This window comes from Pseudoxanthomonas sp. YR558, from assembly GCF_900116385.1.
GTDB lineage: Bacteria > Pseudomonadota > Gammaproteobacteria > Xanthomonadales > Xanthomonadaceae > Pseudoxanthomonas_A.
This window is the reverse complement of record NZ_FPCI01000001.1, coordinates 835,101-852,563: the sequence shown is the minus strand read 5'-3', so window position 1 is coordinate 852,563 and position 17,463 is coordinate 835,101. Positions and strand designations below refer to the sequence as shown.

Below are 17,463 nucleotides of genomic sequence, written 5' to 3'. Positions count from 1 at the left end.
TCACGCCGGGCGTTTTTCTTTGTGCGGGTGGTTCACCCCGGCGCGTTCGCCGGTCAGGCGCCGAGGAGCGGTCGAGGCGCGGTACAATCGTCAGACACTGCGAAAGTGGCGGAATTGGTAGACGCACTGGATTTAGGTTCCAGCGGGTAACCCCCGTGAGGGTTCGAGTCCCTCCTTTCGCACCACGGCCCACCGCATCCCGGATGGCGCCCCAGCTCCCCTTATGCGGCCCCGCTGGCAGCCAGCCCCGGAATCGGCGAAACTAACAAGTTCCGCCGGCCGGGCCTTGTGCTCGCGTCCCAGGCGTCCCGGATTATCAACATCGCCCCGGCAGTGCCGTGGCCGCAGGAGTCAGTGAGTATGCAAGTTTCGGTCGAATCGATCGGCAATCTCGAACGCCGCATGAGCTTCAGCCTGCCGGCTGAACGTCTGGACACCCATATCGGTGGTCGCCTGCGCGAGTTGTCGCGCACCGCCCGCATCAAGGGCTTCCGTCCGGGCAAGGTCCCGGCCAAGGTCATCGAGCAGCGTTATGGCGATCAAGTGCGTGCCGAAGCGCTGGACGGCCTGCTGCGCGAGACCTTCAACAATGCCGTGCGTGAGCAGGACCTCCAGCTCGCCGGCAATCCGCGTATCGAGAAGCAGGGCGCGGGCGAACTGGATTTCGTGGCGACGTTCGAAGTTGTGCCGGATTTCGGTGACGTTGACGTGACCAAGTTGAACGTCATCCGCCACACCGCCGACGTGACGGACGCCGACATCGAGCAGATGGTGTCGAATCTGCGCATGCAGCGACGGACGTTCCAGGCCGTGGAGCGCCCCGCGCAGGAAGGCGATCGCGTAGGCCTGGAGACCTGGTCGCAGGCCGGCGATGAGCGCATGCCGGCAGAAGGCATCGAGAAGGGCGCCACCCTGATCGGGTCGGGCGTGATGTTCGGCGAGATCGAACAAGCACTGATCGGGCTGGCCCAGGGTGACGAGAAGACCGTGTCGGTGACGTTCCCGGCCGATTGGCGCGTCCCGCAGTTGGCGGGCAAGCAGGTCGCCGTGCATGTGAAGGTGACCGAAGTCGCCGAATCGATCGTGCCCGACGTGGATCGCGACTTCATCCGCAGCTTCGGCGTGAAGGGCGGCGATGCCGACCAGTTCAAGGCCGACATCCGCAGCAACCTGGAGCGCGAGCTGAAGGGCGCCTTGGCGACCCGACTGCGTCGCGAAGTGGGCGAGCAGCTGATCGCCGCCTATTCGCACGTCGAGATGCCGCCGCGCCTGGTCGAAAATGAGGCCCGGGTGATGGTCCAGCAGGCCGCCGAGCAGGCACGCCGGCAGGGCCAGCAGGTCCAGATCCCGGACAACGCGCATGAGGGCTTCGCCGATGCCGCCCGCAAGCGCGTCCTGGTGGGGCTGCTGGTGGGCGAGGTTGCCCGCCGCAACCAGTTGCGCCTGGATCCCAAGCGCCTTAACGAAACTTTGCGCCTGATCGCTTCGACCTACGAAGAGCCGGAGCAGGTCATTGAGTTGTACCGGAACGACCCCCAACTGATGAACAGTCTGCAGGGTCGTGTGATGGAAGAGCAGGTGATCGACTGGATCGCCGAGCGCGCCCAGCACACCGAGCAGACGCTTTCCTTCCAGGAAGCCATCCGCAACTGAGCCCGGCTCCCGTCCGGGCAGGCGGTCCGGCTATCCTAGGCCGGACCCCTTCCATGAACGACAGGCGCGAGAACAGATGAGTATCGAAACCAAAGCCCTCAACCTGGTGCCGATGGTGGTCGAACAGACCAGCCGGGGCGAGCGCGCCTACGACATCTACTCGCGCCTGCTGAAGGAGCGCGTGATCTTCCTGGTCGGCGGCGTGGACGACCACGTGGCCAACGTCATCGTGGCGCAGATGCTGTTCCTTGAGGCGGAGAACCCCGAAAAGGACATCAGCCTGTACATCAACTCGCCCGGTGGCGTGGTGACGGCCGGCATGGCCATCTACGACACCATGCAGTACATCAAGCCCGACGTGAGCACGATCTGCGTGGGCCAGGCGGCCAGCATGGGCGCACTGCTGCTGGCAGCGGGCGCGAAGGGCAAGCGTTATGCCCTGCCGAACTCGCGCGTGATGATCCACCAGCCGCTGGGCGGCTTCCAGGGCCAGGCGACGGATATCGACATCCATGCCCGCGAAATTCTGACCTTGCGTGCCCGCCTGAACGAGATCCTCGCCAAGCACACCGGCCAGGCGCTGGAGACCATCGAACGCGACACCGAGCGCGACAACTTCAAGAGTGCGGCGGACGCCCAGGCTTATGGGTTGGTCGACCAGGTGCTCGAGCGCCGTCCGGACGATTCGATCCAGGCGGGCTGACGGCCCGGATTGCCCTGGTTTCACGCGCAAAACCCCTGTTCACGGGCCCGGCTGACAAGCCGGGACCGTGTGCTATTCTCCGACCGAAAGCCCCCTGGGGCAGGTTGAGCGACCGAGTAATACCAGCATGAGCGAAGATCGTCAGGGCCGTTCCGGCGACAGCACCAAAATCCTGTACTGCTCGTTCTGCGGGAAGAGCCAGCATGAGGTCCGCAAGCTGATTGCGGGTCCCAGCGTGTTCATCTGCGATGAGTGCGTGGAGCTGTGCAACGACATCATCCGCGAGGAGCTGGAAGAGAAGGCCCAGTCCGCGCGCAGCCACCTGCCCAAGCCGCGCGAGATCCTCGAGGTCCTGGACCAGTACGTAATCGGCCAGAACCGCGCCAAGCGCACGCTGGCCGTGGCGGTGTACAACCATTACAAGCGCATCGAGAGCCGACAGAAGAACGACGACGTCGAACTGGCGAAGTCGAACATCCTGCTGGCCGGCCCGACCGGTTCGGGCAAGACGCTGCTGGCCGAGACCCTGGCGCGCCTGCTCAATGTGCCGTTCACCATCGCCGACGCCACCACGCTGACCGAAGCCGGTTACGTGGGCGAGGATGTCGAGAACATCATCCAGAAGCTGCTGCAGAAGTGCGACTACGACGTCGAGAAGGCACAGCAGGGCATCGTCTACATCGATGAAATCGACAAGATCTCGCGCAAGAGCGAGAACCCGTCGATCACCCGCGACGTGTCGGGCGAAGGCGTGCAACAGGCGCTGCTGAAGCTGATCGAAGGCACCGTCGCCAGCGTGCCGCCGCAGGGCGGTCGCAAGCACCCGCAGCAGGAATTCCTGCAGGTCGATACCAAGAACATCCTGTTCATTTGTGGCGGCGCGTTCGCCGGCCTGGACAAGATCATCCAACAGCGCAGCACGGAAGCCAGCGGCATCGGCTTCGGCGCCAAGGTGAAGAGTTCCGAGCGCAAGACCGAGACCGGCAAGCTGCTGACCGACGTCGAGCCCGAGGACCTGATCAAGTTCGGCCTGATCCCCGAATTCGTCGGTCGCCTGCCGGTGGTCGCGACCCTGGAGGAGCTGGACGAGCCCGCACTGGTCAAGATCCTGACCGAGCCCAAGAACGCCATCACCAAGCAGTTCAAGAAACTGTTCGAGATGGAAGGCGTGGAGATCGAGTTCCGCCCGGATGCCCTGTCGGCCATCGCGCGCAAGGCGCTCAAGCGCAAGACCGGTGCCCGTGGCCTGCGCACGATCGTGGAGTCGGTGCTGCTGGACACGATGTACGACCTGCCTTCGATGGAGAACGTCAGCAAGGTCGTCGTCGACGAGTCCGTCATCGAGCACAAGTCCGAGCCGTATCTGATCTACCAGAGTCCGCCTCCGCCGAAGGTCGCGGCGGCGGAGTAATCCGGCACGGAAAATGCATCGAAAAACAGGCGCCCACTGGGCGCCTGTTCACTTTCTGGCTGGCTCGCAAGTTGCTGGTTTTGCTGGTGTTTCCCGACCGCTATTGCATCCACGTTCGGATGGCCCCATAACGGGCCCATTGGTGTTTCGACACCCCGGATTCGCACTTTTGCTGGAGCCCCCCATGCCCCGCCGCCCTGAAACTGAAATCCTCGACCTACCGGTCCTGCCACTGCGTGACGTGGTGGTGTTTCCGCACATGGTCATTCCCCTGTTCGTTGGTCGCGACAAGTCGATGCGCGCGCTGGAACAGGCGATGGAAGCCGACAAGCGCATCATCCTGCTCGCGCAGAAGTCGGCCGAGACGGACGATCCGGCCGCCGCCGACCTGTACACGGTCGGCACGTTGGCGCAGGTGCTGCAGTTGCTGAAGCTTCCCGACGGCACCATCAAGGTGCTGGTCGAAGGCACGGCGCGCATCAACGTGACCAACGTGGTCGAGCGCGATGGCTCGCTTTACGGGCAAGGCGAAGAGGTCGACTCCACCGATGGCCGCGAGCCGCGCGAAATCGAAGCGGTCGCGCGTTCGTTGATGAGCCTGTTCGAGCAGTACGTCAAGACCAACCGCAAGCTTCCGCCAGAACTGCTCCAGACGCTCGCCGGTATCGACGAGCCCAGTCGCCTGGCGGACACGATCGCCGCACACCTGGGCGTTCGCCTGAGCGACAAGCAGCGTTTGCTGGAAACCATCGAAGTGGGCGAACGGCTGGAGCTGCTCGTAGGCTTCGTCGACGGCGAGATCGACGTACAGCAATTGGAGAAGCGCATCCGCGGTCGCGTGAAGTCGCAGATGGAGAAGAGCCAGCGCGAGTACTACCTCAACGAGCAAATGAAAGCCATCCAGAAGGAACTGGGTGAGCTCGACGAGGCGCCGAACGAGCAGGAAGAGCTGGCACGCAAGATCGCTGAAGCCGGCATGCCCAAGCCCGTCGAGACCAAGGCGCGCAACGAGCTCAACAAGCTCAAGCAGATGTCGCCGATGTCGGCGGAAGCCGCCGTCGTCCGCAACTACCTGGACTGGCTGCTCGGCGTGCCATGGAACAAGCGCACCAAAGTGCGCAAGGACCTGAAGGTCGCGCAGGACACGCTGGATGCCGACCACTACGGGTTGGAGAAAGTCAAAGAGCGCATCCTCGAGTACCTCGCGGTGCAATCGCGCGTGAAGAAGCTGCGCGGCCCGATCCTGTGCCTGGTCGGCCCTCCGGGCGTGGGCAAGACCTCGCTGGGCCAGAGCATCGCCAAGGCGACCAACCGCAAGTTCGTCCGCATGTCGCTGGGCGGCGTGCGCGACGAAGCCGAGATCCGCGGTCATCGCCGCACCTACGTGGGCTCGATGCCCGGCCGCATCGTGCAGAACCTCAATAAGACCGGCAGCAAGAACCCGCTGTTCGTGCTGGATGAGATCGACAAGATGTCGATGGACTTCCGCGGCGATCCGTCGTCGGCGCTGCTTGAGGTGCTGGATCCGGAACAGAACAACGCCTTCAACGACCATTACCTCGAAGTCGATCTCGACCTCTCCGAGGTGATGTTCGTCGCGACCTCGAACTCACTGAACATCCCGGGCCCGTTGCTGGACCGCATGGAAGTGATCCGCATCCCCGGCTATACCGAGGAGGAGAAGGTCAACATCGCGCAGCGCTACCTGGTGCCGAAGCAGCTGAAGGCCAACGGCCTGAAGCCGGAGGAGCTGAAGATCGCCGAGAGCGCGATTCGCGATCTGGTGCGTTACTACACGCGTGAGTCCGGCGTCCGCAACCTTGAGCGTGAAGTCGCCAAGATCTGCCGCAAGGTGGTGAAGGAGATCGCCTTGGCCGGTCCCAAAGCGCTGGCGAAGAAGAAGGCGAAGCCGACCGCCATCCAGGTCAGCACGAAGAATCTCGAGAAATACTCGGGTGTCCGCCGATACGACTTCGGTCGTGCCGAAGAGCAGAACGAGATCGGCCTGGTCACGGGCCTGGCGTGGACCGAAGTGGGTGGCGATCTGCTGCAGATCGAAGTCGCGCTGGTGCCTGGCAAGGGCGGCATGTTGCTGACGGGCCAGCTAGGCGACGTGATGAAGGAGTCCGGCTCCGCCGCGTTGTCGGTGGTCCGCAGCCGCGCTGCCAGCCTGGGCGTGGATGCAGAGTTCCTGCAGAAGCACGACGTCCACCTGCACGTGCCCGATGGCGCCACGCCGAAAGACGGCCCCAGCGCCGGCATCGCGATGGCGACAGCGCTGGTCTCGGCGCTGACGAAGAATCCCGTACGCGCCAACGTGGCCATGACCGGCGAGATTACGCTGCGTGGTCGCGTCACGGCGATCGGCGGCCTGAAGGAGAAGCTGCTGGCCGCGCTGCGTGGCGGCATCACCACAGTGATCATTCCGGACGAGAATAAGAAGGATCTGGCGGACATCCCCGCCAATGTCACCGAAGGCCTGAAGATCGTGCCGGTGAAGTGGATCGACGAAGTGCTCGATCTCGCGTTGGAGCGTCCGTTGGCGCCCGTCCCGGCGGACGGTGGGGGCGGCACCGAGCGTGGCGTACCCGGCACGGATAAGGATGGCGACAAAGCGTCGCAGCAACCCGGCGTCAAACACTGAGCGCGGTGACGAACGGCGGCTGAAAACCCCCGAAACCCGCGTCATTGCTGGGTTTTCGGCTTGCGTGGCATTTTTCGCACTGGTATAACGACGTCACCCGCGCGCATCAGGCGAAGCCTCGAAACGTGTGGAAACAACGACCGGTTCCCGAGGGTGCGCGCAGCTCCGGGTTCCGGTTACTCATTCCGCGGCTGTTCCGCAAAGGGAGTTACTCAATGAACAAAACCGAATTGATCGATGCCGTCGCCGACGAAGCAGAAGTCTCCAAGGCCGAAGCCGGCCGTGCCGTCGACGCCGTCATCTCCAGCATCACGAAGGCCCTGAAGAAGGGCGACAGCGTGACGCTGGTCGGCTTCGGCACCTTCCAGGTCCGCAAGCGCGCTGCCCGCACGGGCCGCAACCCGAAGACGGGCGACACCATCAAGATCAAGGCGTCCAAGAACCCCGCGTTCAAGGCTGGCAAAGCCCTGAAGGATGCCGTAAACTAATCGACTCGCTGCCGATGGCAGGGTGCTTGATGCACCTGGGTGCTTAGCTCAGCGGTAGAGCGTCTCCCTTACACGGAGAGGGTCGGGGGTTCGAAACCCTCAGCACCCACCACCTCGGGGCGATGCGAAGTAAAAAATTTTGTCGGATGGTCTAGCGGAAAGTACGCAAACCACCTTACAATGTTCGTCTTGATGCGGAGTGGTAGTTCAGTCGGTTAGAATGCTGGCCTGTCACGCCGGAGGTCGCGGGTTCGAGTCCCGTCCACTCCGCCACTAGACCCCAAAAAGCCCGCGAAAGCGGGCTTTTTGCTTTCTGCCCAAAGAAGCATCGCCTGAACCCCGTTTGGGCCGAGGCGCCCGTCCCCCGCCGGGCGGCGAGACGCCGGTGACCGGGCGCGCTAAACTGCGCGGCTGAACGAATTCGGGTCCCGTCCGCACATGCTGCAGAAACTCCGCGACAAAACCTCTGGCTGGATCGCCAGCCTGATCCTGGGCTTGCTGATCATCCCGTTCGCCTTCGTGGGCGTGAACGAATACATGACCGGTGGTACGGCCGGCGATGTCGCGGTCGTGGAAGCGCCGCCGACATGGTGGGAGGGTGCGCCGCAGTGGTGGCCGGCGTCGATGCTGTGGCAGCGCGAAGAGGTCACGCAGGACGAGTTCCGCGCGGCGTTCGAGCAAGCGCGCCAGCAGGCCCGCCAGCAGCAGGGAGAAGCCTTCGATCCGCGCGAGTTCGAGAGTGCAGACAACAAGCGGAAGGTGCTCGAGCAGCTGATCGACCAGAAGGTTCTGGCGCTCGGATCGAAGCGCGCCGGCATCCTGGTCGGCAATGCGGCGCTACAGAAAATGATCGCCAGCGAACCGGCGTTCCAGGTCGACGGCAAGTTCAGCCCCGAGCAGTATCAGCTGATGCTGTCTTCGCAGGTGCCGGCATTGTCGCCGCAGAAGTTCGAAGAAGAGCAGCGTGATCGCCTGCGCATGATGCTGGTGCCGATGGCGATCAACGATTCCGACTTCGTCACCGAAGGCGAGCAGGAGCGCATGTGGAAGTTGCTGGGTGAGACCCGCGACATCGGCATCGCACTGCTTCCGCCCTTGCCTGAGGATGCGGCGCCGGTCAGCGACGCGGACATCAAGGCCTGGTACGACGGGCACAAGAACGACTTCAAGCAGCCCGAGCAGGTGTCGCTGGAGTACATCGAAATCAACGCCGCCACGCTGCCGGCCGGCGCGCCTGCCGATGAGGCCGCGCTGCGTAAGCGCTACGAGGCCGAGAAGTCGCGCTTCGTTTCGCCGGAACAGCGCGTCGTCGCGCACATCCTGATCGCTGCCGATGCTGGTGCGGACGCCGCAACCCAGAAGAAGGCCGAGGAAAAGGCGGCTGCGCTCACGAAACAGGCGCGCGAAGGCGCCGATTTCGCTGCGTTGGCGCGTGCCAATTCGGAAGACCCGGGTTCGAAGGACCTCGGTGGCGAACTGCCGCCGTTCGCGAAAGACGGTTCGATGGTCAAGCCGTTCGAGGACGCCGCGTTCGCGATGCAGGCGGGCGAGATCCGTGGCCCGGTGAAGTCCGACTTCGGCTACCACGTGCTGCAGCTGAAGGAGATCAAGGCCGGTGCGGGTCGCAGCTTCGAGGAGGTGCGCGCCGAGCTCGCAGGTGAAGAAGCCGGTAGTGAGCGCGAACGCGCCTACAACGACCTGGCGGGCAAGGTGGTCAACGAGACGCTGAAGAATCCTACCGCGCTGGCGCCGGCCGCGCAGGCGGTGGGCTTGCCGCTGCAGAAGGTGGGACCGTTCTCGCGCAATGCACCGGAAGGCATCGCCACGGTGCCGGCCGTGCTGCGTGCCGCGTTCTCCGACACGTTGGTGCAGGATGGTACCGTCAGTGATCCGATCGAGATTGCGCCTAACCACAGCGTCGTGATCCGCGTGGCGCAGCACACCGAAGAACAGGCACTGCCATTGGACAAGGCGCGCGACACCGTCGTCGCCGCGATCCGCGCTGATCGCCGTGAGAAGGCCGCTGTCGCGGCGGCCGATGCGCTGGTCGCCCGTTTGCAGAAGGGTGAGTCGCTGGCCACCATCGCCGCCGCAGATGGCTTGCGATTCAATGAACTGCCGGGCATGCGCCGCGGCATGCCGATGCCGACGGCCGAGGCCAACGAGGCGATCTTCGCGACAGCGCGTCCGGCGGAGGGCAAGTCGACGCCGGGCAAGGTCGCGCTGGGCAACGGTGCGTATGCGGTGTTCACCGTCGACAAGGTGACCGAAGGCGTGCTGGCGGACATGCCGCCGGCCGAGCGCGCGACCATGCAACAGCAGATGATCCAGTTGAATGGCGGCATCGCGACGCAGGCTTACGTTGAAGCGCTGCGCAAGCGCTTCAAGGTGAAGGTGTTCGAAGACCGGTTGTAAGCGGTCGCGTTGCAGGGAACCCGGGAATCCCGCCGAAAGGCGGGATTTCTGTTTCAGGGCGCCTCGCTCGACGCCTCATCGAGCTGAAGGACCATGCCGGGGCGCAGGACGGCGCCAGATTTCAATCCGTTCATGCGCAGCAGGCGAGCTGCCGGTATGCCATGCCGCTTGCCGATGCTCCAGGCCGATTCACCGCTCTTGACGGTATGTGTGCGTTCGGACGGCTTCGCTGGATCATCCTGTCGCGGAGCGGACGGCTGCTCGTTCGTGGCTGTTGAGTCGTTTGCGCCGCCAGCTTCGACCGCAAGGCTCGGCGCTAGCAACCGCATGGGACGCGAGCCTCGGCTGAATCGGCCTGCCAGCGCCGGGTTGAGACGATTCAACAGCTTCTCGGATTGTCCGTACATGCTCGCCCACGAGGCCAGCGTGCCGCCTTCAGGCAGCGGGTGGGCGGCGAGACGCGGTACGGGTCGATCGAGTTGGTCAAGCCAGGCATCGCGGTCATCCGCCTGCTGGAAAATACAGGCCAGGGCGTGCAGTTTCTCCACGTAGGCGTAAGTGATCCCGGAGAGGCCGGGCAGTTCGGCGGGTCGGGCGTTGCGCGCATTCATGCCGGCGCGCCGCATCGATTGCAGCACGCGGTATTCGCCAGCGTTGTAAGCCATGACCGCCAGGCGCCAATCGCCGCCGAACATGCCGTGCAGGGTCTTCAGATAGCGCACGGCGGCCTGGGTGGAGTCCACGGGCGATAACCGGCCGTCGTAGCCTTCGCGCATCGGGACGCCGTGGTTGCGCGCAGTGATGCCGATGAACTGCCATAGCCCGGCCGGGCCATTCGGATTGCGTGCGCCGGGCTTGTAGCCGCTTTCCACGAACGGGATGAGCGCGAACTCGGTCGGCAGGTGCGCTTCGCGCAATGCGTCGACGACATAGCCGAAGAGCGGCAACAGATCGTCTTCTGCGCGCGCAAGTTGTCCAGGGGCGTGGCCGAACTGCTTCTTCCACCGGCCATTGGTCGCGGCGCTGTCGCACTCCGGATCGGCAAGCCCGTCGCGGAAACGCTGGTACACCTCCAAGCCGCTACGTTGATGACTGGCGGGCAGGGCAGATGGCGGAAGTACGCCGTTCGCGGATGGCGACGCGAGCACGACATCCGTCGGTGTAGGGGGATCGGCGGCGAAAGCGGGCGACAGCGCCGCGCCGAGCAGCGCCGTCAGGATCGCGACACCCAAGTGAGTGAAAGGCTTCATGCGCGGAAATCGTTCTTCCACTGCCGCAGCGTGGCGAAGGTCTCCACGCGGTCGACCGGAGCACGCCCCAGCCGGTGCGCGACCGCATCGCGCACGGGGGGCGTGTCCACGCGGAGAAAGGGATTCGTGGCGAGTTCGCTCGCCAGTGAGACAGGCAGCGAGGGGCGCCCGGCCTGCCGCATCGCGCGGACTTCATCGAGGCGGTGCCGCAGGGCGGCATTGTGTGGATCCACCGCCTGGGCGAACGCACCATTGGCGAGCGTGTATTCGTGGCCGCAGCAGACCAGCGATTCGGCTGGCAATGAGGCCAGTCGGTCCAGCGCTTCGAGCATCTGCGCCGGCGTTCCTTCAAACAGGCGACCGCACCCCAGGCTGAACAACGTGTCGCCGCAGAAGAGGTGTGGCGGCCCCTCCGATCCACCGCCATGGAAAGCGATGTGGCTGCGTGTATGGCCATGCACCTCCAGCACCGACAGCTGCCAGTTTTTCAGGCGCACGACATCCCCCGCGCCGACCCGTTCCGTGGCGTCGGGCACGCGCTCGTCTTTCGGCGCGAAGACCGGCAGGGTCGGCCAGCGCTCCCGCAGTGCGCGGACGCCGCCGGCGTGGTCCGGGTGATGGTGGGTGATCAAGATGGCTGCTGGCCACAGGCCGTTGCCGGTTGCGGCCAACACGGGGGCAGCGTCGCCGGGATCGATGACGAGCGCATCCCCGTCGTCGTCGACCAGCGCCCAGATGTAGTTGTCCTCGAAAGCGGGCAGGGCGAGCAGGCGCATCGGGGGACGAACTCCGGGCTGGAACGGACGCCCGGGGGCGGCGTCCTCTACAATCCGAACATGCCTGCCTTCGCGTTTACCCGTCAACCCGATGCCCTGGCGTGGTTCGGGACCGGGCGCGGCGAACCGGTGCTGGCGTCCGAGCATGCCCGCGTCAGTCAGGCGCTCACCAGCCGTACCCCCCAGCCCTGGCTCTGGATCTCGCCGGAGGCTACCGGCGACGCCTTGGCGGCCGGCCCGACGACCCGAGGGCTCCACCTGCGAGCTCGCGCGGGGACCGCCCACCTGTCGGGTCGGGTCCGCTGTGCGCTGCCGTTGCCGCTGCCTACGGAGGCGGCTGGGGTCATCGTGCTCCAGCACGTGCTCGATGCGGGCGATCCCCAGCCTCTCCTGCACGAGTGCGCCCGATTGCTCGAACCGGGCGGTCGGCTGTGGCTGTTCGTCCTGAACCCGATGAGCCCCTACCGGCTCCGCTGGCGCCGTTCCGGGCTGGTCCCGCGGACCCTCGGACAGTGGCGGCTACAGCTCGCTGCGGCCGGACTGAATGCGTCCCAGCACGTCCTTCATTACGGCCCGGTCTGGCGCAGCCTGAACGATGCTCCCGGAAGCAATCCTGCGCCCCTGCGTGCCGCCTGCTTGCTGGAGGCGGAAAAGCGCGTTGCAGGCCTGATCCCCCCGACCCCCGTCGCGCGCGCCTGGCGCGCGGCACCGGCCGCCTGAACCCCTCAAGAGACCGCATGAAGCACGTCAGCATCCATACCGATGGTTCCTGCCTGGGCAATCCTGGCCCTGGCGGCTGGGCCGCCCTCCTGCGCTATGGCGAGAAGGAGCGCGAGCTGGTGGGGGGCGAGGCCCAGACCACGAACAACCGCATGGAATTGATGGCAGCCATCGGTGCGCTGGAAGTGCTGACCGAAGCCTGCCAGGTGACGCTCCACATCGACTCCCAGTACGTTCGCCAGGGCATCACTGAGTGGATGCCCAGCTGGGTCCGCCGCGGCTGGAAAACCGCAGGCGGCGACCCGGTCAAGAACCGTGATCTCTGGGAGCGACTGCATGCCGCCGCCGGTCGTCACCGCATCGAGTGGAAGTGGGTGAAGGGTCACAACGGCGATCCGGACAACGAGCGTGTCGACGTACTGGCCCGCAATGAGGCCACGCGTTTTCGCAACGGTGCCGTCGCATGAGGGCGGTACCGCTGGCGCCCGGCGCCCTCATTGCGGAAACACCGCGCCTGCGCTTGCGCGCCATGGCCGATGACAGTGCAGATGACGCCGCCCTGATGCTGACGCTGCTCAACGAACCCAGCTTCATCCAGCACATCGCCGACCGCGGCGTCCGGACGCTGGATCAGGCGAGCGACTACCTGCGCCGGGGCGCGCTGCGCAGCTATGCCGAGCATGGACTGGGCATGTACGCCATCGAACGGAAAGATACGGGCGAACTGATCGGCAACGCCGGCCTGGTGCGACGCGAAGGGCTGGACGGTCCCGATATCGGCTACGCGCTGTTGCCGGCGCACGTCGGCCAAGGCTTCGCGGAGGAAGCGGCGCGCGCGGTCATGGACGATGCGAAGGAGCGCCTGCAGCTCCACCGCCTGCTGGCGATCGTCAATCCCGACAACACTGCTTCGATCCGCCTGTTGCAGAAGCTGGGATTCGTCTTTGAGAGAATGACCACGCTGCCCCACGTCGACCGCGAGGTTGGGCTTTACCACCTGTACCTTGTTCCGGAAACCTCAGCCTGATGCGCCAGATCATCCTCGATACCGAAACCACCGGCCTGGAATGGAAGAAGGGCAACCGGGTCGTCGAGATCGGCTGCGTCGAATTGCTGGAACGCCGGCCGACCGGGCGAACCTATCACCAGTACATCAACCCGCAGCGCGAGTTCGAACAGGGTGCGGCCGAAGTCACCGGCCTGAGCCTGGAGTTCCTGTCCGATAAGCCGTTATTTGCCGACATCGCCGATGAGTTCCTCGCCTTCATCGAAGGCGCCGAACTCGTGATCCACAACGCAGCCTTCGACGTCGGCTTCCTCGACTACGAACTGTCGCGTCTCGGCGAACGGTACGGACGGCTGGCGGATCGCGTTACCGTCGAGGATTCGTTGCTGATGGCGCGCCAGCGCTTTCCCGGTCAGCGTAATTCGCTGGATGCGTTGTGCAAGCGCCTGGGTGTGGACAACACCCACCGCCAACTCCACGGCGCGTTGCTCGACGCCCAGCTACTGTGCGACGTCTACCTGAACCTGACCGCCGGGCAGAGCGAGATCGGCTTCGGCGGGGCGGAAGAGACGGCGGCGGGTGCCAGCGTCGCTGCGGTCATTGCCTTCGATACCTCGAGCACCGGGCAGCGCCCGCGCGTGGCAGTTACCGATGAGGAATTGGCGGCGCATGAAGCCCGGCTGGAGAAACTGCGGAAGAAGGCGGGAGGACGGTGCCTGTGGGATCCGCCGGCACTGGAGCAGGCCGGCGCCTGATCGGAGTCAGTGGCAACGCACCAGAATCGCGGTGACGTTGTCCGAGCCACCGCCATCCAGCGCGGCCGCGATCAGCGTGTCGACGCATTCCTGCGCACTGCAGTCGTCGTGCTTGAGCGTGACGGCGATGCTGCGGTCGTCGACTTCCTCGGTCAGACCGTCGCTGCAGAGCAGAAGCTGCATGCCGGGGCGCAGCTCGCCCGTCATCGTTTCCACGTTCAGATGATTCGGGTCGGTGACGCCCAGCGCCTGGGTCACGACGTTGCGATGCGGGTGCGAGCGGGCCTGTTCGGCGGTCAGTGCGCCCTGGGCGATGAGTTCCTGGACGTAACTGTGGTCCTGGCTCAGTTGGGCCAGTTGACCCTCGCGCCAGAGGTACGCGCGGCTGTCGCCGACCCAGGCCACTTCGAAGCGGTTGCCCTGGATGCGGGCGGCCACCACCGTGGTGCCCATCGGCAGCGTGTCGTTGCGGCGGCGCGAGGTGCGGATGATCTCCTCGTCGGCGATCCGGATCGCCTGCGCCAGCGGCGTGCCGTCGCGAACCTCGCGGACGATGGTTTCGCGTGCCAGCGCGCTGGCCACCTCGCCACAGGCGTGCCCGCCCATCCCGTCGGCCACCAGCCACAGGCCCAGCTCGCTGTCGCCGTAATAGGTGTCCTCGTTCAGCTCCCTGCGGAGGCCGACGTGGGAGATGTGGCCGAATTCGATCATGGTGTCCTGCGCTGTGGGGACGGATTTCGCCTACCCGTTCATACGCAATGATCCGGACGGACAGGACAACCGGCAAGCCGAACCGTGTCGCGAGGGCAGTCGGGATTCATCGTTAGGCGCTCGCGTGCCATCGAACGCATGGATCGGCGTCGTTCGGCTTGTCCGAAAGCGGCCCGCCACGTATGATTCACGCCCCCGGACACGTCCGGGGCCACCGGAGAGGTGGCAGAGTGGTTGAATGTACCTGACTCGAAATCAGGCATACGTTAATAGCGTATCGAGGGTTCGAATCCCTCCCTCTCCGCCAGTTTCGCGAAAGCCCCCGAAAGGGGGCTTTTTGCGTTGTGACGACCCCGATGGGCATGTCACGGATGCTGCAGCGGGATGCGCGTCCTAGAATGGCCTTCTTTGCCGGGAACCGACCCATGTCCGAGATCCTTGTCCCCGTCTCCTTCGGCGAGCTGCTCGACAAGATCGCCATCCTGCAGATCAAGTCCGAACGCATGAGCGATCCGGCCAAGCTGGCCCATGTGCGCGACGAACTGACCGCGCTCGAGCAGGCGTGGATGGCGCACCCTGCGGCAGGGAACAGCATCGTCGAGCTGCGCGCGCAGCTGAAAGCGGTCAACGAGCGTTTGTGGGAGATCGAGGACGAGGTGCGTGTGAAGGAGAAGGCGCAGGCCTTCGACGATGCGTTCGTCCGGCTGGCGCGCAGCGTGTACATCGAGAACGACGAGCGCGCCCGGATCAAGAAGGCGATCAACCTCGCGCTGGGGTCGAGCTACGTCGAAGAGAAGTCGTACCAGGACTACCGGGCGGGCGCCGGGTCCTGACGCGGGCCGAAGCCCTGGATCAATCCCGCGGTGATCTCCGCCGCGGGCGCGTTGCGGCACGCCGCGAACTGCCGGCCGGCCCATAGCAGCGAGTAATCGTCCAGGCCCTCCGCCTCTGCAGCCTCGCGCAATGGTGCGGAGAAAGCCGTCGCGAGTGGGAACGCGGGGGCGTCGGCCGCCAAGGGGCCCCAGGACCGCATAGCCCGGTTGACGATGCCGCGTGCCGGGCGGCCGGTGAAGACATTGGTCACCGCGGTGGTGCGTGGTTCGCGCAGCGCCTGCCGGTGCACTGCGCGGGTATCGGCTTCCGGGCACAGCAGATAGGCCGTGCCGATCTGCACACCTGCCGCGCCCAGCGTCATTGCATCCGCGACGCCACGCGCATCCGCAATGCCGCCGGCAGCGATCACCGGTACGTCCACGGCCGCGACCATTCGCGGCAACAGGGCCGACAGGTCTGCCTGCAGGCTCAGGTTGTCGGACAGGAAATGACCACGATGCCCACCGGCTTCCCAGCCTTGCGCGATTACCGCATCGACCCCGCGCGCCTGCAGCCAGCGCGCCTCGTCCGTTGTGGTCGCGGTGGCCAGCACGCGGCAGCCTGCGTCGCGGACTCCGGCGAGCAGGTCGTCCGTGGGCAGGCCGAAATGGAAGCTCACCACCGCCGGCCGATGCGCCTGCACGAGCGCCAGCGCATCGGCATCGAAGGGCCGGCGTCCGGGCGTCGCCGCGATGCGTTCGACGTCCAGGCTGAACCGCTCGTAGTCGGGCCGCAGCCGCTGCCGCCATGCCTGTTCTCGCGACGCGTCCGATGCGGGTGGTGTGTGGCAGAAGAAGTTGAGGTTCCAGGGGCGATCCGTAGCCGAGCGCAGTCGCTGGATCTCCGCATCGAGCGCCGCCGGCGTCAACGCGGCCGCAGGCAGGGCACCGAGTCCACCGGCTTCGCACACCGCCAGTGCCAGCCGGCTGCCCTGTACGCCCGCCATCGGCGCCTGGAGCAGTGGCCAGCGGACGCCGAGCAGATCGGCCAGGTCCATGATGTCAGCCGTCCAGATCGGCGCGACGCCGCTCGAACGCCGCCACCGCATCTTCCACGGATATCAGCTCCATCACGCCGTCGTGCTCGATCTTGGTGCCCCAAGGGAGCTCGACGGCCGGCTTGCCGCGGTACTTGCGCGCGGCATCGTCATAGCGGTCCACGCAGTAGCGGACGGTGGAATAGGGGCCGCTGCGCCTCGGATTGCTGGCGGCATGCAGGCCGAGCACCGCACTGCCCATCGCATTGGCGATGTGCATGGGGCCGGAGTCCGGCGTCACCACCAGGTCGGCGCGGGCGAGCAGGGCAGGCAGTTGCTTCAGGGTGTCCTTGCCGACCAGATCGAGCGCAGGTGCCTGCATGGCGGCCAGGATGGCATCGGCCGTGCGGCGTTCCAGGTCGCTGCGACCGCCGCACAGCACCACGCGCCAGTCCTGCGCAGCCGCATGGTCGGCAAGCGCGGCGTAGCGGTCGGCATACCAGTTGCGGCGTTCGTGGCTGGAGCAAGGCGAGATCATCAGAGTGCGCTGGCCGTCCGCCGGCCACTGCGCCGCGGCCCACGCGTGCGCGTCTTCTGGAACCGGGAGATCCCACGTCACGGCGTCCTGCGTAAAGCCCAGGGGTTCGCAAAAACTGCCGATCGCATCAAGCACGTGGATGCCCGGACGGTCCGGGATGCGCTCGTTGATCACCAGTCCGTGCAGGTCCTTGGAACGGCTTCGGTCGTAGCCGATCCGGCGGCGTGCACGGATGAACGCCGATAGCAGGTTGGCGCGCAGCGCCACCTGCATCTGCAGCAGCGCATCGAAACCTTCGGCAGGCAGTTCCGCGCGCAGGGCGCGCATGCCGGCCAGTCCCGTCTTCTTGTCGTAGGTGTGGAAGGCCACGCCCTCCAGCCCCTCGAGCAGTTTGAAGCCACCCTTGTCGATCACCCAGTGCAAGCGGGTCTGCGGCCAGTGCCGCTGCAAGGTGCGCACCAGCGGTACGACATGGGTCACGTCGCCGAGTGCGGACAGGCGGAGCAGGCAGAGCGATTGGGGAATCGTGGACAAGTGTTGTTAG

At 65.5% G+C, this 17,463-nt stretch carries 15 protein-coding genes, 4 tRNA genes and 1 pseudogene; 15 read left to right on the top strand and 5 right to left on the bottom strand.

The annotated features are described in order from the left end of the window. Positions 1–99: 99 nt before the first annotated feature. The 9 genes and pseudogenes from BM365_RS04015 to BM365_RS03975 all read left to right on the top strand — a co-directional run bounded on the left by BM365_RS04015 (position 100) and on the right by BM365_RS03975 (position 9,314). A tRNA-Leu gene (locus BM365_RS04015) sits at positions 100–185 on the top strand. Between the two features lie 175 nt (positions 186–360). Continuing rightward, positions 361–1,653 carry a trigger factor gene (gene tig / locus BM365_RS04010; protein ID WP_093489467.1) on the top strand — a complete coding sequence of 431 codons (1,293 nt, stop codon included), beginning with the start codon at positions 361–363 and terminating at the stop codon, positions 1,651–1,653. Between the two features lie 76 nt (positions 1,654–1,729). Next, positions 1,730–2,356, top strand: coding sequence for an ATP-dependent Clp endopeptidase proteolytic subunit ClpP (gene clpP, locus BM365_RS04005; RefSeq protein ID WP_093297022.1), 627 nt, complete (start codon positions 1,730–1,732; stop codon positions 2,354–2,356). 127 nt (positions 2,357–2,483) lie between these two features. After that, the gene (gene clpX, locus BM365_RS04000) at positions 2,484–3,767 is read left to right on the top strand and encodes an ATP-dependent Clp protease ATP-binding subunit ClpX (RefSeq protein ID WP_093486800.1); all 1,284 of its coding nucleotides are present in this window, start codon (positions 2,484–2,486) and stop codon (positions 3,765–3,767) included. A gap of 184 nt (positions 3,768–3,951) precedes the next feature. Then, positions 3,952–6,315: pseudogene (lon, locus tag BM365_RS03995) on the top strand (endopeptidase La); the annotation flags it as partial. A gap of 278 nt (positions 6,316–6,593) precedes the next feature. Continuing rightward, positions 6,594–6,899 (top strand): HU family DNA-binding protein, encoded by a 306-nt coding sequence (locus tag BM365_RS03990; RefSeq protein WP_255412341.1) that lies wholly within the window; start codon positions 6,594–6,596, stop codon positions 6,897–6,899. 37 nt (positions 6,900–6,936) lie between these two features. Next, a tRNA-Val gene (locus BM365_RS03985) sits at positions 6,937–7,011 on the top strand. Between the two features lie 84 nt (positions 7,012–7,095). Further along, positions 7,096–7,172, top strand: a tRNA-Asp gene (locus tag BM365_RS03980). Positions 7,173–7,337: 165 nt separating this feature from the next. Continuing rightward, positions 7,338–9,314, top strand: coding sequence for a SurA N-terminal domain-containing protein (locus tag BM365_RS03975; protein ID WP_093486796.1), 1,977 nt, complete (start codon positions 7,338–7,340; stop codon positions 9,312–9,314). A gap of 53 nt (positions 9,315–9,367) precedes the next feature. Here the strand turns inward: BM365_RS03975 and BM365_RS03970 are convergent, their stop codons facing one another. Both BM365_RS03970 and gloB read right to left on the bottom strand, forming a co-directional pair. Then, positions 9,368–10,564 carry a lytic transglycosylase domain-containing protein gene (locus BM365_RS03970; protein ID WP_093486794.1) on the bottom strand — a complete coding sequence of 399 codons (1,197 nt, stop codon included), beginning with the start codon at positions 10,562–10,564 and terminating at the stop codon, positions 9,368–9,370. Continuing rightward, the gene (gloB, locus tag BM365_RS03965; protein ID WP_093486792.1) at positions 10,561–11,340 is read right to left on the bottom strand and encodes a hydroxyacylglutathione hydrolase; all 780 of its coding nucleotides are present in this window, start codon (positions 11,338–11,340) and stop codon (positions 10,561–10,563) included. Before gloB ends, BM365_RS03970 begins: the two co-directional genes overlap by 4 nt. Positions 11,341–11,400: 60 nt before the next feature. Here gloB and BM365_RS03960 point away from each other — a divergent pair, with 60 nt between their 5' ends. Genes BM365_RS03960 through dnaQ form a run of 4 tightly spaced genes read left to right on the top strand, consistent with a single transcriptional unit; the run spans position 11,401 to position 13,821 of the window. Beyond that, positions 11,401–12,060 (top strand): methyltransferase domain-containing protein, encoded by a 660-nt coding sequence (locus tag BM365_RS03960; RefSeq protein ID WP_093486790.1) that lies wholly within the window; start codon positions 11,401–11,403, stop codon positions 12,058–12,060. 17 nt (positions 12,061–12,077) lie between these two features. After that, complete coding sequence (gene rnhA, locus BM365_RS03955; protein ID WP_093486788.1) at positions 12,078–12,527, top strand: ribonuclease HI; 450 nt, start codon at positions 12,078–12,080, stop codon at positions 12,525–12,527. Next, positions 12,524–13,087, top strand: a complete 564-nt coding sequence (locus BM365_RS03950) for a GNAT family N-acetyltransferase (protein ID WP_093486786.1) — start codon at positions 12,524–12,526, stop codon at positions 13,085–13,087. Before rnhA ends, BM365_RS03950 begins: the two co-directional genes overlap by 4 nt. Then, entirely contained in the window at positions 13,087–13,821 is a 735-nt protein-coding gene (gene dnaQ / locus BM365_RS03945) for a DNA polymerase III subunit epsilon (protein ID WP_093486783.1), read from the top strand. Before BM365_RS03950 ends, dnaQ begins: the two co-directional genes overlap by 1 nt. 6 nt (positions 13,822–13,827) lie before the next feature. On the opposite strand, the gene BM365_RS03940 is transcribed toward dnaQ, so the two are convergent. Further along, positions 13,828–14,532 (bottom strand): PP2C family protein-serine/threonine phosphatase, encoded by a 705-nt coding sequence (locus tag BM365_RS03940; protein WP_093297046.1) that lies wholly within the window; start codon positions 14,530–14,532, stop codon positions 13,828–13,830. A 216-nt stretch (positions 14,533–14,748) separates the two neighbouring features. On the opposite strand from BM365_RS03940, the gene BM365_RS03935 reads away from it, so the two are divergent. Together BM365_RS03935 and BM365_RS03930 are read left to right on the top strand one after the other, a co-directional pair. Then, positions 14,749–14,839 (top strand) — tRNA-Ser (locus tag BM365_RS03935). Positions 14,840–14,957: 118 nt separating this feature from the next. Further along, positions 14,958–15,365 carry a DUF6165 family protein gene (locus BM365_RS03930; protein WP_093486781.1) on the top strand — a complete coding sequence of 136 codons (408 nt, stop codon included), beginning with the start codon at positions 14,958–14,960 and terminating at the stop codon, positions 15,363–15,365. On the opposite strand, the gene BM365_RS03925 is transcribed toward BM365_RS03930, so the two are convergent. Further along, positions 15,341–16,402 (bottom strand): NAD(P)H-dependent flavin oxidoreductase, encoded by a 1,062-nt coding sequence (locus BM365_RS03925; RefSeq protein WP_093489465.1) that lies wholly within the window; start codon positions 16,400–16,402, stop codon positions 15,341–15,343. The genes BM365_RS03930 and BM365_RS03925 overlap by 25 nt on opposite strands. A 4-nt stretch (positions 16,403–16,406) precedes the next feature. Then, positions 16,407–17,453, bottom strand: a complete 1,047-nt coding sequence (locus tag BM365_RS03920) for a glycosyltransferase family 9 protein (RefSeq protein ID WP_093486779.1) — start codon at positions 17,451–17,453, stop codon at positions 16,407–16,409. Between the last annotated feature and the right edge of the window lie 10 nt (positions 17,454–17,463).

Excerpts from the sequence above, each read along its gene's own strand:
- rnhA (WP_093486788.1), top strand. The coding sequence starts at position 12,078 with ATGAAGCACGTCAGCATCCATACCGATGGTTCCTGCCTGGGCAATCCT.
- BM365_RS03940 (WP_093297046.1), bottom strand. The coding sequence starts at position 14,532 with ATGATCGAATTCGGCCACATCTCCCACGTCGGCCTCCGCAGGGAGCTG.
- tig (WP_093489467.1), top strand. The coding sequence starts at position 361 with ATGCAAGTTTCGGTCGAATCGATCGGCAATCTCGAACGCCGCATGAGC.
- BM365_RS03950 (WP_093486786.1), top strand. The coding sequence starts at position 12,524 with ATGAGGGCGGTACCGCTGGCGCCCGGCGCCCTCATTGCGGAAACACCG.
- BM365_RS03975 (WP_093486796.1), top strand. The coding sequence starts at position 7,338 with ATGCTGCAGAAACTCCGCGACAAAACCTCTGGCTGGATCGCCAGCCTG.
- clpP (WP_093297022.1), top strand. The coding sequence starts at position 1,730 with ATGAGTATCGAAACCAAAGCCCTCAACCTGGTGCCGATGGTGGTCGAA.
- gloB (WP_093486792.1), bottom strand. The coding sequence starts at position 11,340 with ATGCGCCTGCTCGCCCTGCCCGCTTTCGAGGACAACTACATCTGGGCG.
- BM365_RS03930 (WP_093486781.1), top strand. The coding sequence starts at position 14,958 with ATGTCCGAGATCCTTGTCCCCGTCTCCTTCGGCGAGCTGCTCGACAAG.
- BM365_RS03925 (WP_093489465.1), bottom strand. The coding sequence starts at position 16,402 with ATGGACCTGGCCGATCTGCTCGGCGTCCGCTGGCCACTGCTCCAGGCG.
- clpX (WP_093486800.1), top strand. The coding sequence starts at position 2,484 with ATGAGCGAAGATCGTCAGGGCCGTTCCGGCGACAGCACCAAAATCCTG.
- BM365_RS03970 (WP_093486794.1), bottom strand. The coding sequence starts at position 10,564 with ATGAAGCCTTTCACTCACTTGGGTGTCGCGATCCTGACGGCGCTGCTC.
- dnaQ (WP_093486783.1), top strand. The coding sequence starts at position 13,087 with ATGCGCCAGATCATCCTCGATACCGAAACCACCGGCCTGGAATGGAAG.
- BM365_RS03960 (WP_093486790.1), top strand. The coding sequence starts at position 11,401 with ATGCCTGCCTTCGCGTTTACCCGTCAACCCGATGCCCTGGCGTGGTTC.